At 69.7% G+C, this 15,358-nt stretch carries 6 protein-coding genes and 5 pseudogenes; 5 read left to right on the plus strand and 6 right to left on the minus strand.

Going from position 1 to position 15,358, the window contains the following annotated elements:
• Positions 1 to 148: 148 nt before the first annotated feature.
• Positions 149 to 1,396: a D-alanyl-D-alanine carboxypeptidase family protein gene (locus tag G6N41_RS13640; RefSeq protein ID WP_198967624.1), complete on the minus strand. Its 1,248-nt coding sequence runs from the start codon at positions 1,394 to 1,396 to the stop codon at positions 149 to 151.
• A 190-nt stretch (positions 1,397 to 1,586) separates the two neighbouring features.
• Between G6N41_RS13640 and G6N41_RS13645 the strand changes: the two genes are divergently transcribed.
• Together G6N41_RS13645 and G6N41_RS13650 are read left to right on the plus strand one after the other, a co-directional pair.
• The gene (locus G6N41_RS13645; RefSeq protein ID WP_231608960.1) at positions 1,587 to 2,156 is read left to right on the plus strand and encodes a helix-turn-helix domain-containing protein; all 570 of its coding nucleotides are present in this window, start codon (positions 1,587 to 1,589) and stop codon (positions 2,154 to 2,156) included.
• The gene (locus G6N41_RS13650; protein WP_198967626.1) at positions 2,146 to 4,464 is read left to right on the plus strand and encodes a VIT domain-containing protein; all 2,319 of its coding nucleotides are present in this window, start codon (positions 2,146 to 2,148) and stop codon (positions 4,462 to 4,464) included. The genes G6N41_RS13645 and G6N41_RS13650 overlap by 11 nt, the downstream gene beginning before the upstream one ends.
• 20 nt (positions 4,465 to 4,484) lie before the next feature.
• Here the strand turns inward: G6N41_RS13650 and G6N41_RS28600 are convergent.
• A pseudogene (locus tag G6N41_RS28600) lies at positions 4,485 to 7,563 on the minus strand (PE family protein).
• A 346-nt stretch (positions 7,564 to 7,909) separates the two neighbouring features.
• On the opposite strand from G6N41_RS28600, the pseudogene G6N41_RS13680 reads away from it, so the two are divergent.
• Positions 7,910 to 8,838, plus strand: a pseudogene (locus G6N41_RS13680) (sigma-70 family RNA polymerase sigma factor).
• 10 nt (positions 8,839 to 8,848) lie between these two features.
• Here the strand turns inward: G6N41_RS13680 and G6N41_RS13685 are convergent.
• Together G6N41_RS13685 and G6N41_RS13690 are read right to left on the minus strand one after the other, a co-directional pair.
• A pseudogene (locus G6N41_RS13685) lies at positions 8,849 to 9,720 on the minus strand (IS5 family transposase).
• Between the two features lie 102 nt (positions 9,721 to 9,822).
• Positions 9,823 to 10,455 (minus strand): annotated as a pseudogene (locus G6N41_RS13690) (carboxymuconolactone decarboxylase family protein); the annotation flags it as partial.
• A gap of 69 nt (positions 10,456 to 10,524) precedes the next feature.
• Here G6N41_RS13690 and G6N41_RS13695 point away from each other — a divergent pair.
• Together G6N41_RS13695 and G6N41_RS30035 are read left to right on the plus strand one after the other, a co-directional pair.
• The gene (locus G6N41_RS13695; protein WP_198967628.1) at positions 10,525 to 10,968 is read left to right on the plus strand and encodes a condensation domain-containing protein; all 444 of its coding nucleotides are present in this window, start codon (positions 10,525 to 10,527) and stop codon (positions 10,966 to 10,968) included.
• Positions 10,969 to 11,181: 213 nt separating this feature from the next.
• Positions 11,182 to 12,771, plus strand: a pseudogene (locus G6N41_RS30035) (PE family protein).
• An 11-nt stretch (positions 12,772 to 12,782) separates the two neighbouring features.
• Here the strand turns inward: G6N41_RS30035 and G6N41_RS13710 are convergent.
• Both G6N41_RS13710 and sdhA read right to left on the minus strand, forming a co-directional pair.
• Positions 12,783 to 13,595 carry a succinate dehydrogenase iron-sulfur subunit gene (locus G6N41_RS13710; RefSeq protein WP_198967631.1) on the minus strand — a complete coding sequence of 271 codons (813 nt, stop codon included), beginning with the start codon at positions 13,593 to 13,595 and terminating at the stop codon, positions 12,783 to 12,785.
• Complete coding sequence (sdhA, locus tag G6N41_RS13715; protein WP_198967632.1) at positions 13,595 to 15,349, minus strand: succinate dehydrogenase flavoprotein subunit; 1,755 nt, start codon at positions 15,347 to 15,349, stop codon at positions 13,595 to 13,597. Before sdhA ends, G6N41_RS13710 begins: the two co-directional genes overlap by 1 nt.
• Between the last annotated feature and the right edge of the window lie 9 nt (positions 15,350 to 15,358).

A 15,358-nucleotide genomic window follows, 5' to 3' on the forward strand; every position in this document is an offset into this window, starting at 1 on the left:
CGGATCGGTGAAAGCAAAGCCGAATTGGCGGCGGCCGGTGCGGATTGCTTCGCCATCCCGGCTTGAGCCGGCATCCTCGCAAAGGGCAGTCATCCCGATACCGTGACACAGCAGCCGCGGCTAATCAACAACCCGTCGGCCGTGAATTTCAGTGCTGCGGCCGGTTGTTCAGCGAGCGCGCGACCAGCATCAAACCGAACACGATGATGGCACCGATCACCGCGACACCGACTCGCACCGGCAGGGCGTCGGCCGATGACACCAGCCCGGCGGCCTTAGCGTCGGCGAGGCGGCGCGCTTCGGGAGTTTCCTTGGGGGCCACCAGGCTGGGATCGGGTTCGATCAGCGAACCGATCTGGGTGCCCTGGGCGGTGCTGAACCCGTAGTCCAGCAGGTGCGCGGCCTGTTCCCAGGGGGCGATCGGCTGGCGAGTTCCGTGTAGCAGCACCGCGAACAGGCGCCGGCCGTTGTGGTTTGCCGCACCGACGAAGGTCTGGCCGGCGTCATCGGTGTAGCCGGTCTTGCCGCCCAGCGCGCCCGGGTAGTTGTACAGCAGGTGGTTGTCGTTCTCCAGCTCGTAGCCGGGATGTTCGCCATGGCCGGGGAAGTCAAAGGTGCGGGTCGCGACGATGTCGGCGAAGATCGGGTTCTGCCAGGCGTAGCGGTAGAACAGGCCGATGTCATAGGCCGAGGTGCTCATGCCGGGCCCGTCCAGGCCTGATGGGGTGGCGACGCGGGTGTCGCGGCCACCCAGCTTGGCGGCCAGCATGTTGATCTTTTCCAGCGCCGTCTGCATGCCGCCGAGTTGGATGGCCAGTGCGTGTGCGGCGTCGTTGCCCGAATGCATCAGCAGACCGTGCAGCAACTGGTTGACGGTGTACATGCCGCCGGCGTTGACGCCGACCTTGGTGCCTTCGGCCGCCGAGTCGTCGTTGGTTCCGGGCACGGCCTTGTTCTGGTTCAGCTCCTTGATGGAGACCATCGCGACCAGGACCTTGATGATGCTGGCCGGGCGGTGCCGGGCGTGCGGATCGCGGGCGGCGATGATGGCGCCGCTATCCAAATCTCCCACCAGCCAGGCTTCGGCGGAGACATCGCCGGGTACCGGCGGGGTGTCCGGCGCCGCAATGATCCCGCAGCCTCCCAGCGCGTTGCCGCCGACCGGCGCCGAGGGCACCGCTAGCGGCAGGGGAGGTTCGCCGGCCTGGGGGACCTCCGACGAGTCCACCGCGGGCGGGGTGGTGACCCGATACGGGCACTCCTGGGCTCCGCTGTTCGCTTCGGCATTGGGCTCGGCCGACGCCGACGGCAGGGCGGCGGGCATGCCGACCACAGCCGGCCCGGCCGCCATGAAAACGGCTGCGGCCAGGCACGATGCGGCGCGTAATAGGTACATCGTTGTGCAGGTTAGGCGATCGCCGCCTCGATCCGGGGGAGCCGCGCTGTTACAGGTGTGACGGAAGTTATAAATAGTTATTTGACAGTGTCAGAAAATGGTATGACACTGTCAAATAACTATGGAATCGCTACTGACTCTCTCCGAATTCGCCGCGGCGGCTGGCTTGGCCGTGCAGGCATCTGGCGCCGTGCCCGACAATCGCCAGGCCAAGCCGATACCGGCGGAACGGATGATCCGCTACTACACCGCACGCGGGTTGCTGCCCCGTCCCGGAACCCGTGGACGCGCGCTCACCTATGGCCGGACTCATCTGTTGCGGCTGGTGGCCATCAAACGGCTGCAGGGCCAGGGCCTGTCGCTCGGGGAGATCGCCGAGCGGCTGGAGGCGCTGTCACCGGCGGAGCTGGAATCGCTGGCGGCGATCCCGCCCAGCGCGATGCCGCCCGGCCTGTGCGACCTGAAGACAACCACCGAGTCCAGCCGCGCCGCCGGCCGATTCTGGCGAGAGGTCCCCGAACCCATCGCCACCCAAGCCGTCGCCGACGGGTCGGCCGAGCATCCGAGCGTCACCGATCTGCGGGCCATCCGGCTCTCCGACACCGTCACATTGCTGATCGACGGCCATGCGTACTCGTTGCCCGAGTTGGACAGTCTGCGTCGCGCGGCCGCTCCGCTGCTGGATCTGCTCACCGCCACCACCAACGGCGCCGACGGTGCCACCAACGACGCCCAGGAAAGGATTCGCCATGAGCGTTGAGTTACTGCCACTGATCACCTCCGAACCCGCAGCGCCCGCAGCTACGGGTGCACCCACCTGCGGTGAGCTCAGCGCGGCCGATGGCCGCCGGCTGCCACTACAGGCGGTGAGTGTGCAGACCGCCGTGGTCGGTATGACCGCGACGTCAACCGTGCGCCAGCGCTTCGTGAACACCGGCGACACCGCGATCGAGGCCACCTATGTGTTCCCGCTGCCGGCGCGCGCGGGTGCCACCGACTTTGTCGCCGACCTGGCGGGACGGCGCGTGGTCGGCGTCCTCGAGGAACGCGGTCAGGCGCGCGAAGACTACGAGCAGGCGCTGGCCGCCGGGCAGCGCGCGGCGATCGTGGAAGAGGACCGCCCGGATGTCTTTTCGGTGCGGGTCGGCAATCTCGGGCCGGGCGAGCAGGCCACCATCGAGATGTGCCTGACCGGCCCGCTGGCCTTCGAGGACGGCGAGGCCACCTACCGATTCCCGCTTGTGGCCGCGCCGCGCTACACCACCGGCCACCCGGTGGGCGGGGACCAGACCGGTTCCGGGGTGGCCCGCGATACCGATGCCGTACCGGACGCATCACGGGTGACGCCGCCGCTGCTCACCGACGCCGACGAGCGTCCCGATCTGCAGATCTCCCTATCGGTGGACGGTGCCGGCCTGCCCGTCTCGGACCTGCGGGCCTCGCTGCCGACCGCCGTGCTGGCGCCCGCGGCCGACGGCCTGGCCCGGCTGCGCGTCGAGTCGGGCGCGCGGGCCGACCGCGATTTCGTGCTGCGTTTCCGCCTGGACCAGGGCCAGCTGTCGTCGTCGGCGCTGCTGGTTGCGGACGCGGCCGGTGCCGATGCTGCCAATGCCGAAGAAGGCACCTGGTCGCTGACCCTGGTGCCGCCGGCCGAACCGTCCAGCGCGCCGCGCGATGTGGTGGTGGTGCTGGATCGCTCCGGATCGATGGGCGGCTGGAAGATGGTCGCCGCCCGGCGCGCGGCCGGGCGCATCGTCGACATGCTCGATGCCGGTGACCGGTTTTGTGTGCTGGCCTTCGGCGACCGGATCGAAACGCCGCCGGCGATGCCGGATGGGCTGGTGCCAGCCAGTGACCGCAACCGGTTCGCCGCGTCCTCGTGGCTGGGTTCGTTGCGCAGCCGCGGCGGCACCGTCATGGCGCACCCCCTTACCAAAGTCGTCGAGATGCTCGCCGACTCCGGCGAAGACCGGAAGGCCAGCGTGGTCTTGGTGACCGATGGCCAGATCAGCGGGGAAGACCACCTGTTGCGGTCGCTGGCGCCCGTGGTGGGGCGAACCCGGATCTACTGCGTGTGTGTCGACCGTGCCGTCAACGCCGGCTTCCTGGAGCGGCTGGCGGGATTGGGCAGCGGTCGAGCCGAGCTGGTCGAGTCCGAAGACCGCCTGGACGAGGTGATGGCCCGACTGGCTCGCACCATCGGGCGCCCGGCGCTGACCTCGATCAGGGTGCGCGCCGAAGGATTCGAGGCCATCGAGGACACCGTCACCCCAGACCGGGTTCCCGACGCCTTCGCCGGCGTGCCGTGCGTGATCTCCGGGCGCTATCGCGGGCCCGCCGCCGACGCCGCGCTGCACGTGGAAGCCGACGGGGCCACCGGTCACTACACCGCGACGGTGACCGCCAGGCCGGTGACGGATGCCCGTGCGGTACAGACGATCTGGGCTCGCTCGGTGGTCCGTGATCTGGAGGACGCCTACGCCTGCGGTCGCGGCACCGACGAGCTGGAACAGCGGCTGGTCGCGCACTCCATCCGGTTCGGGGTGTTGTCGCGGTTCACCGCGTTCGTGGCCATCGACCCCGAACGGACCGAGGCCGGGCCGATCGCCGAGGTCATGCAGCCCGTCGAGCTGCCGTCTGGGTGGGCGCCGGTCACTGGCGGCTTCGTCGGGGCGGCCGCCGCCGTTGCCCGCGGCGGTGCCGCCGGACCGCCGATGGTCTTGCCGGCCGCCGCCCCGATGCCCACCGCGGAGTCTGCTCCGGTGCCCTCGCTGCGGGATCTGCTGCGGCGGGTGGAGATGGGCATCGGTAGCGACGGCGCCGAACTCGACCCGGAACTCGACGACGTTTGGTCGGCGTTGACCGTCCATCGCGACCGGGCAACCGATCCGGTGTTGGCTTCGGCGCTCACGGTGCTCTGTGATGCCCTCAACCGCTACCTGTGCACCGCCACGAAGGAAAACGCCGAGCAGGTGAAGACCGCCCTCGAGGCGGTCACGCAGGTTGTCGATGCGCGCCATCCCAAGCATCGGGGCCGGCTGGTGAGCAAGCTGCGGTTCTGGGAGTAGATGCGGCAGTGGCGGGGTTGCTAGCCCAGCCCGGCGTTTCCATTGGCGCCCAGCAGGGTGCCGCCGGTGCCGCCGGTGCCGGGGTCGCCGGTGGGTGTGCCGTCGGTGTCGGTGCCGGCGTTACCGCCGTTGCCTCCGTCACCGATCAGGCCTGCGTCGCCGCCGTCGCCGCCCTCACCACCGGTGCCTGTGCCGCCGCCGGCATTGGCTTGGCCGCCCTGGCCGCCGGCTCCGCCGACGCCCAACAGTTCTCCACCGCTGCCGCCGGCCCCGCCATCCCCCCGCTGCCGTTGCGGGAGATTCCGCCGGTGCCCCCGGCACCGCCGTTGCCTAGCCAGCCGGCGTCACCACCATGTCCACCGGCACCGGCGGGGCCGCTGACGCTAAACGCGCCAGCGCCGCCGGCCCCGCCGCTGGACCACAGCAGCCCGGCGTGACCCCCCTGGCCCCCGTCCCCGCTCGCGGCGACGGCGAACCCGCCGGGCCCGCCGATCCCGCCGCTACCGAACAAGAATCCGGCATTCCCGCCGGCCCCGCCCGTCCCGCCGGTGGATGTGACGTCGAAAGCACCAGATCCACCGGTGCCACCGGCTCCGCCGGCCCCACCGAGCAATCCGGCGTCCCCGCCGGCGCCGCCAATCCCCCCGCCAGCGACAACGGCAGGTGTGGAAGGACTTACGCCGAGTCCGCCGGCGCCACCGTGGCCTCCACCGGCGCCGACCAGCCCGGACAACAGCCCGCCTGCCCCGCCGTTCCCGCCGGCCCCCCGAACCCGGGATTGCCCAAGCCTGCCCCGCCGGCGCCGCGGTTCCCGCCGGCCCCGAACAGCCCGCCGTTGCCCGCGTCCCCGCCGTTGCCGCCCGTAGCTCCGTTGAAGGTGTTGGTGCCGCCGGTGCCGCCGTCTCCGAATAGCCAGCCGCCGGCTCCGCCATTACCGGTGGGGATCGCGCAGCGGCCCCGCCGGTGCCGCCGGTGCCCCATAGTCCGGCGGCGCCGCCCGAGCCGCCGGCCCCGTCCGAGCCTGCCACGGCGGCGCCGCCCGCTCCGCCGTCGCCGAGCAGCCAGCCGCCGGGGGTGCCGTCGGCGCCGCTGCCGGCGGGTGCGGGGGTGCCGTTGCCGATTAGTGGCCGTCCGGTCAGGTCCTGGATGGGGGAGTTGATCGCCACCAGCGCCTGCTGCTGGGCGACATGGATGGGTGAGGTGCTGGTGGTGGCGTTGTATCCGTCCAGCCCCAATAGCAGCCCGCCGATGCCTCCGGCGCCGTTAGTGCCGGTGGTGGGGCCGGTTCCTCCGATGCCGCCGTTGCCGCCATTGCCGACCACCACGGCATTGCCACAGGTGCCACCGGCACCTCCGTCAGTGGGGCCGTACCCGCCCGCGCCGCCGGCACCGTCATTGCCGAGCAGTGTCCCGCCGGTGTCGCCGCCACCACCGTCACCGCCACTCCCGATGTTGGCGGCTCCCCCGGTACCCCCGGCGCCGCCGTTGCCCAGCCAGCCCGCACCACCCCCCGCACCACCCTCGCCCCCGGTGTCGCCGAAGCCGCCGGTACCGCCGGCGCCTCCGTTGGAGAACAACAGTCCCGCATCCCCACCGGACCCACCCGCACCACCGGCACCGCCGTACCCGCCGGTGCCGCCGGTGCCGCCGCTGCCGAATGCCCACCCGCCATCACCACCGGCGCCTCCCGCGCCCCCGGCGCCACCGCCGAAGGTGTCCCCACCGTCGCCGCCGGCGCCCCCCGGCCCGCCGAGCAACCCGGCATGGCCGCCGACTCCACCAGCGCCACCATCAAACGCTCCGTACCCACCGGTACCGCCATGGCCGCCACCGGCACCGACGACACCGGACAGCACCCCGCCGGCCCCGCCGGTTCCTCCCACCCCGCCAGTCCCGCCGTTGGAAAATCCGCCAGCGCCGCCGGCTCCGCCACCGCCCAACAGTCCGCCGGCGCCACCGGCTCCGCCGGACCCGCCATCCCCGGCGCCCGAGAACCCGCCGGCTCCGCCGGTGCCCATCAGCCAGCCTCCGGCCCCACCGGCACCCCCGTTTCCGCCGTCCCCGTTGACGGTTCGGCGCCGGCTCCGCCAGCGCCGCCGGTACCCCATAGCCCGGCCGCCCCGCCGTTGCCTCCGGCCATGCCGGTGCTCCCGAGCCGCCGGCTCCGCCGGTGCCCATCAGCCAGCCTCCGGTCCCACCGGCACCCCCGTTTCCGCCGTCCCCGTTGACGGTTCGGCGCCGGCTCCGCCAGCGCCGCCGGTACCCCATAGCCCGGCCGCCCCGCCGTTGCCTCCGGCCATGCCGGGTGCTCCCGAGCCGCCGGCTCCGCCGGTGCCCATCAGCCAGCCTCCGGTCCCACCGGCACCCCCGTTTCCGCCGTCCCCGTTGACGGTTCGGCGCCGGCTCCGCCAGCGCCGCCGGTACCCCATAGCCCGGCCGCCCCGCCGTTGCCTCCGGCCATGCCGGGTGCTCCCGAGCCGCCGGCTCCGCCGGTGCCCATCAGCCAGCCTCCGGCTCCACCGGCACCCCCGTTTCCGCCGTCCCCGTTGACGGTTCGGCGCCGGCTCCGCCAGCGCCGCCGGTACCCCATAGCCCGGCCGCCCCGCCGTTGCCTCCGGCCATGCCGGGTGCTCCCGAGCCGCCGGCTCCGCCGCCACCGAGCAGCCAGCCGCCCGCGGCGCCATTAGCCCCGGTGCCCGGGGCGCCGTTGGCGCCGTTGCCGATCAATGGGCGTCCGGTCAACGACAACACGGGTGCGTTGATCGCCGCGAGCAGATCCCCAGACACCACCTGGGCTGGATTGGCCAACACCGCCGCCGCGGCGGCCTCGGCGCTGGAATAAGAGCCCGCCCCGGCGGCCAGGGCCTGGGCGAATCGCTGCCCAAGCGACTGAGCCTGCGCGCTGGCGGCCTGGTAGGCCTGCGCGTGGGTGGAAAACACCGCCGCGATCGCTTGGGATACCTCATCTTGGGCCGCGGCCAGGACCTGCACGGTCGGGGCGGCCGCGGCCGCGGTGGCCTCACCCAGCGCCGAGCCGATCCCGGCCACCTCGCTGGCGGCCGAGCCCACCACTTCAGGTACTGCGATCACAAACGACATTCCCGAAACCTCCGACAGGGTCAGCGCCACCGAGCAAACGGCCGGTCACCGGTGACATCTTCGTTAATTAGCACCCTAGAGCGGACCGGGCCGCCGATCGTGCCTATCGCCAAAGTCATTGTCTTGATCCTTTTTTCATCTGGACCACGGTGCAGACTTCGTCCTCGGCGAGGCGGCTCGCGCCTACCGCAATGTCCCTCCGCGGGGCAGCAGGTTCCGGCTATTGCGCGGCTGGCAAACAGGACGAAGCTCAGTGCTGGCCTCGACTCGGCGTTGAAACCCGCGCCGAGTCGCCCGGCGGTTGCGGTGCCCAGTGCCGGGGTTCTGGGAGCGTTACGCTCGGGTGATGGCTGTGCTTGGGGCGCAGGCGGCGTCGACATTCGAGTCGCTGCGACCGCATCTCATGTCGGTCGCCTATCGGCTGACTGGAACCGTCGCCGACGCCGAGGACATCGTGCAGGAAGCCTGGTTGCGCTGGGACGCGGCACCGGGCCGCGACGACGTGGCCGACCTGCGTGCTTGGCTGACCACCGTGGTCAGCCGGCTTGGCCTGGACAAGTTGCGTTCGGCGGCCCGCCGGCGCGAGACCTACACCGGGCATTGGCTGCCCGAACCGGTGGTCACCGGGCTCGGGGACGCGGGGGCGCTGATCCGCTGTCGGCGGTGGTCGCCGCCGAGGATGCCCGCTTTGCGGTCATGGTGGTGTTGGAGCGGCTCAGCCCGGATCAGCGGGTCGCGTTCGTGTTGCACGACGGGTTCGCCATGCCGTTCGCCGAGGTGGCCGGGGTGATCGGGGCCAGTGAGGCCGCCGCGCGCCAACTGGCATCGCGGGCGCGCAAGGCCGTGGCAGCGGCGCCCCCGCCTCGGCCCGACCCCACCCACAACGAGGTGGTTGGTCGGCTCATGGCGGCCATGGCTTCCGGTGACCTGCATTCGGTGGTGTCGCTGCTGCATCCGGACGTGACCTTCACCGGTGACGCAAATGGCCGCGCCCCCACCGCGGCTCGGGTGATCTGCGGCGCGGACAAGGTGGCCCGGTTCATGCTCGGCCTGGCTCGGCGCTACGGCCCAGCGTTCTACACGGTGTATCAGTTGGCCTTGGTCAACGGCGAATTGGGCTCCTACACACTGGGCACGGCCGGCGACGGTGGACATTGGGCGATCTTGCCGCGCATCACCGCGATGACGGTGCGCGACGGAAAGGTATGCGCCCTTTGGGATATCGCCAACCCGGACAAGTTCAGCGGTTCACCCCTGCGCGACCTCGTCGGCTAGGTCCTGTCTGCTAATTGCGGACGCGGTGGTAGGTGATGATGGCGGCCAGGGTGACACCGCCGAGGTAGGTCAGGGCGTATTTGTCGTAGCAGGTGGCGACCGCGCGCCAGTGTTTGAGCCCGTTGAAGCTTCGCTCGACGGTGTTGCGGTGCTTGTAGATTCGGCCTGAGAACCCCGGAGGCCGTCCTCTGTTGCGGCCTTTGGCTTTGCGGCGGGTGATCTGGTCGCTGCGCTCGGGGATGGTATGGGCGATCTTGAGCCGGCGCAGCTGTGCCCGCGTCGAGTCATGGGAGTACGCCTTGTCCGCCAGCAGGCGAAACGGGGCGTATGAGTTGCTGCACCGGGCGGCCAGCAATGGCCAAAGCATCGGATTATCACCGGCTTGACCGGCCGACAGTGCCAGGGTGACCGGACTGCACAGCTGGTCGGTCAAGGCGTGGATCTTGGTAGTCAGCCCGCCGCGGGAACGCCCAATGGCGTGGTCATCGGGCTCATCGAGATATTTCTTGTAATTCGACAGATCCCCTGTGCGGCGCCCGGGCGCGCTCCGGCTGCGTGTTGGTGGGCGCGCACACTGGTCGAATCGACCGACAACAGTGCGCCCAGGTCGGCGTCCTCGGCGTCGAGGTCAGAGGCGATCGCCGCGAAGATCCGCGCGTAGATGCCATCGACCGACCAGCGTAGATGCCTCTCGGCCACCGATTGCCAGGGACCGAAGTGCTCGGGCAGGTCACACCACGGAGATCCCGTACGGTAACGCCAGATAATGCCCTCCAGAGTACGTCGATGATCGTTCCACGGCCGGCCACGCCGCCGCCCCGCAGGCAACACCGCCACGATCAGCGACCACAAATCATCAGAAATCGCATGCGTCCGCATCACCCAAACAGCATCAGCCAAAACACCATTCACATTAAGCAGACACGCCCTAGTCGCGGCGGCGGCAGCCCCGGCGCACCGGGTGCCGCCGGCGTCTGACTGCGCTTAACTCCCGAGCTGCGGCTCGACGGTGGCCCATGGCACACGGCAGGCGCCACCGGAATTGAAGCCCTGCTCGGTGATGCCCAGCGCGGCGTTCATCCGCGCCCGCATGTTCTCCAAGCCGATCTGATAGGTCAGCTCGACCACTCCGGCGTCACCGAAGCGGCTCCGCAGCTCGGCCACCTGCTCGTCGGTGACGGTGTGCGGGTCGGTGGTTATCGCCTCGGCATAGGCGATAGCGGCGCGCTCATCGTCGCTGAACAGCGGTGACGTCGCGTACTCGTCGATGTCCTCGAGCCGGTGCACGTCCAGGCCGTCGAGGCGCTGCAGCATCGATCCGAAGTCAACACACCATGAGCAGCCGATTTGGCGCGCGGTCCAGAACACGGCCAGTTCTCGCACGCCGGCCGGCAGCGTCCGCGACGCTCGCTCGACCATGGTTTCGTGCACGGCATTGGCAACCAGCAGACGCCGGTGCTGCGCCACCACGCTGAATGGCTCGGGAACTTCGCCGAGGCGCCGTTTGGCTATCCGATAAAGGACGCCGACCAGCAGGCCGGCTAGCTTTGGGGGCAAGGGTTCGATACGGGTTTTCTGTGTCATGCCCCTCATACGAGACGGGCCGCCCGAATGTGACAGGCCGGCGCGGCGGCGCTCCAGGAATCTGCCAAGAATTCATCGAGGACTGTCCCGGAGCCTCGGGTCATGTCGTACTCGTATTTCGCGGAGCTTCCCCGGCTCGAGGACATCGAGCCCAGCGCACACACCAACGTGTTGGTCGCACACTCGCGGGTGGATCAGTCGCGCATACGAGCCGCGGTCGACACGGTCTTCGACGCTCATCCCGCCCTAGGCGCCATGTTCGAACCCCGGGTGGATACCTGGACGTCTCGGCCCGGCGGCGGCTGGGGTTGGGCGGTGGAACGCCCCGGCGCGGCGGTGGCAGAGGTGGTCGCCCGGCATCGGTCCAGCTTCGACATGTGCACCGGCCGGTTGTTCGCCGCGTCGCTACTTCCCGGGGCACCCGAGCGGTTGGTGCTCACCGCCAGCCAACTGTGCATCGACGGCCCGGGGTGGCAGTCGGTGGTCGACGAGTTGGTGCGCGAGTGTGACGGGGACGTCCTAAGGTCTGAAACGTCGAACGCATGAGGTAACCAGCGCCGTGCGTTGGTGCTTGCCGGAAAGGCTCCGAAATCCCGGGGCCAGTTGCGTCATTCGCCCGTTGGCCTCGCCATCCATAGCATTCTAGAATAGAATTCTAAAATGTACTGCGGGCGGGGCTGCTGGCGTCTACTCTACTGATTAATCAACAAAGTGACTGGATAGCTCCGGTGAGTAGCTAACACTTCCTGGAGGTACCGAATGGGGTATGTGGTTGCCGCGCCGGAAATTTTGTCCGTCGCCGCGTCTGATCTGGCAAACATCGGGTCGACGCTTCAGGCGGCCAACGCGGCCGCGACAACCCCGACCGTTTCGGTGCTGTCGGCGGCCGCCGACGAGGTATCGGAAGCCATTGCGGAGCTGTTTGGTACCTACGCCCGCGACTATCAGCCCATCAGCGCACAGGCGGCTGGGTTTCACGCCGAGTTTGTTCAGGCCGTGAACGCGGCCGCCGAGTGGTATTCGGCCACCGAGGTCGCCAACGCGTCGCCACTGCAGACCCTGCTGGGAGCGGTCAACGCGCAAACCGAGGCCATGATCGGGCGCCCATTGATCGGCAATGGTGCCGACGGGACAGCGGCCAGCCCGAACGGCCAGGCCGGCGGGCTGCTCTATGGCAACGGTGGCAACGGCTACAGCCAAACCGAGGGTGGGCTAGCCGGTGGTATGGGTGGTGGCGCGGGACTGATCGGCAACGGCGGTGCCGGCGGCGCCGGTGGCGCGAGTGCGGCCGGCCCGGGCGGCGCGGGCGGTGCCGGCGGCTCCGGCGGGTGGCTCTACGGCTCCGGAGGGTCCGGCGGGTGGGGCGGGAACAGCGCCACCGGTATTGGCGGAAACGCCGGGGCCGGTGGAAACGCCGGACTGTTCGGCAACGGCGGATTGGGCGGAAACGGCGGGAACTGGCTCAGCGGAGCGGCCGGTGCAGGTGGTGCTGGCGGTAACGGTGGCTGGCTGATCGGCAATGGTGGTGCCGGCGGCGCCAACGGGGGCGACGGGGGCAACGCGGCAGGACTGTACGGCAGTGGCGGCCAGGGTGGGGATTCCGATGTCGCTGGAGTCGCTGGGGGGCGCGGTGGCAACGGTGGTTGGTTGATCGGCCAGGGCGGTGCCGGCGGTGTTGGTGGTGTTGACGGACACGGTGGCGGCGGGGGCAACGGCGGGTTGATGCTTGGCCTCGGTGGTGCGGTGGGTGGGCGGTGACGGCGGTGGTGGGGTGCGGTGGTGGGGGGGGACGGGGGTGCTGGCGGGGCCGGGGTAGCGGGGCGGGGTGGGGCGGTGGGTGGTGGCCGGAGTGGTCTCAGCGGGGGTGACGGCGGTGTCGGCGCTGCCGGGGGCAGCGGGGGCAATGGGGGTAGCGGGGGTAACGGCGGATGGCTGCTCGGCGTGGGCGGTGCCGGTGGCGTCGGTGGCCTCGGCGGTGCCGGCGGCGCAGGTGCGGCCGGTGGAGTCGGTGGTGGCGGTGACAGCTTGTACGGGACAGCGGGCGACGGCGGCAACGGCGGCCGGGGCGGCAACGCTTATCTTGGCCACGACGCCGGAAACGGTGGAAACGGCGGGAAGGGCGGGGCCAGCAACGTCCACTCGGGCGATGGCGGCAGGGGCGGTGACGGCGGTACCGGCTTACCGGGACCCCCGCCCCCATTCGGGAGTGGAGACTTCCTGCCCGGTAACGGTGGTGACGCTGGTGCTCTGGGGGTCTTTCCGGGTGCGCAAGGCGACTACGGCGGCGCTGCCAATGGCGTCAATGGCGGCGCCGGCGGTGCCGGTGGCTTCGGCATCTCGCTATCCTGAGACGGACCGCCTCAGCGGGAGAACAGCAGCGCCCGCTTGACTTCCTGGATCGCCTTGGTCACCTCGATGCCGCGTGGGCAGGCCTCGGTACAGTTGAACGTGGTACGGCAGCGCCAGACGCCGTCGACCTCGTTGAGGATGTCGAGTCGCTCGGGGGCCGCTTCGTCACGGCTGTCGAAGATGAAGCGGTGCGCGTTGACGATCGCCGCCGGGCCGAAGTAGCTGCCCTCGTTCCAGAACACCGGGCAGCTGGTGGTGCAGCACGCGCACAAGATGCACTTGGTGGTGTCGTCGTAGCGGGCGCGGTCGGTGGGGCTCTGAATGCGCTCCCGGGTGGGCGGGTTGCCGCTGGTGATCAGATAGGGCTTCACCGCGCGATAGGCGTCGAAGAACGGCTCCATGTCCACCACCAGGTCTTTTTCCACCGGCAGCCCACGGATCGGTTCGACGGTGAGGGTGAGCTGTTTGCCCGGTTTCTTGGGCAGCAGGTCACGCATCAACACCTTGCAGGCCAGCCGGTTCACGCCGTTGATCCGCATGGCGTCGGAGCCACACACTCCGTGCGCGCAGGAACGTCGGAAGGTCAGCGTCCCGTCCAGGTAGCCCTTGATATAGATGAGCAGGTTCAACAGCCGGTCACTGGGCAGGCACGGCACCCGGAAGCTCTGCCAGCCGCCGGTCGATGCGAAGGCCTCGGGGTCATCCGGGTTGAACCGCGCGATCTTCACCGTCACCATCACCGCACCGTCCGGAACCGGCGGCAACGGTGGGGCCAGCGAGTCGGTGACGTCGTCGGAGGAGGCCCTCTCAGTGTCCAAAGACATCAGTACTTCCGTTCCTTGGGTTCGTAGCGGGTCTGCACGACGGGTTTGAAGTCCAGCCGGATGTCGCTGAGCAGGTCGGTGCCTTCTTTGTAGGCCATGGTGTGGCGCATGTAGTTGACGTCATCGCGGTTGGGGTAGTCCTCGCGGGCGTGCCCGCCGCGGGACTCCTTGCGGTTCAATGCGCCGACCACGGTGACTTCGGCCAGCTCCAGCAAAAAGCCCAGTTCGATGGCTTCCAGTAGATCGCTGTTGAACCGCTTCCCCTTGTCGTGCACGGTGATGCGGGAATACCGCTCCTTGAGCGCGTGGATGTCGGTTAGTGCCTGTTTGAGGGTTTCCTCGGTGCGGAACACCGCGGCATTGTTGTCCATGGTCTGCTGCAGGGCACCGCGGATGTCGGCGACGCGCTCGTTGCCGTGCTCGGACAGGATGTCGGCTACCCAGCCGACCACCATCGAGGCCGGCTCGGCCGGCATGTCCACAAAGTCGTGCCCGCGCGCGTAGCCAGCCGCGGCGATACCGGCCCGGCGGCCGAACACATTGATGTCCAGCAGCGAGTTGGTGCCCAGCCGGTTGGCGCCGTGCACCGAGACGCAGGCGCACTCACCCGCGGCGAACAGGCCGGGAACGACGTGAGTGTTGTCCCGCAGTACCTGTCCGGTGACGGTGGTGGGGATGCCGCCCATCACGTAGTGGCAGGTCGGATAGACCGGGACCAGCTCGTGCACCGGGTCCACCCCCAGATAGGTGCGGGCGAACTCGGTGATGTCGGGCAGCTTGGCCTCCAGCACGTCCTCGCCCAGGTGGCGGACGTCGATGTAGACGTAGTCCTTGTGCGGACCGGCGCCGCGGCCCTCCAGCACTTCCAGCACCATCGAGCGGGCGACGATGTCGCGGGGCGCCAGGTCGACGATGGTGGGGGCGTAGCGCTCCATGAAGCGCTCGCCTTCGCCGTTGAGCAGCCGGCCGCCCTCGCCTCGTACCGCCTCGGAGATCAGGATGCCCAGGCCGGCCAGGCCGGTCGGGTGGAACTGATGGAACTCCATGTCCTCCAACGGGAGTCCCTTGCGGAAGACGATGCCGATGCCATCACCGGTCAGCGTGTGCGCGTTGGAGGTGGTCTTGTACATCCGGCCCGAACCGCCGGTCGCCAGGACGATGGCCTTGGCGTGGAAGATGTGAATGTCGCCGGTCGCCAGCTCGTAGGCGATGACTCCGGTGGCGACCGGACCGCTCGGGGTCTCGGTGAGCGCGAGATCGAGCGCATAGAACTCGTTGAAGAACTCCACGTCGTGCTTGACGCAGTTTTGGTACAGCGTCTGCAGGATCATGTGCCCGGTGCGGTCGGCGGCGTAGCAGGCCCGGCGCACCGGAGCCTTACCGTGGTCGCGCGTGTGCCCGCCGAAGCGGCGCTGGTCGATGCGGCCCTCGGGAGTGCGGTTGAACGGCATCCCCATCTTTTCCAGGTCGAGCACCGCGTCGATGGCCTCTTTGCACATGATCTCGACGGCGTCCTGGTCGGCGAGGTAGTCGCCGCCCTTGACGGTGTCGAACGTGTGCCATTCCCAGTTGTCGTCTTCGACGTTGGCCAGCGCGGCGCACATGCCGCCCTGGGCCGCGCCGGTGTGACTGCGGGTCGGATACAGCTTGGTCAGCACCGCGGTGCGGACCCGCGGACCCGCTTCTACCGCCGCACGCATGCCGGCACCGCCCGCGCCGACGATCACCACGTCGTATCGGTGTTGCTGGATCAAGGCTTGCCT

Source organism: Mycobacterium shottsii, assembly GCF_010728525.1.
GTDB classification, from domain to species: Bacteria; Actinomycetota; Actinomycetes; order Mycobacteriales; family Mycobacteriaceae; genus Mycobacterium; species Mycobacterium marinum.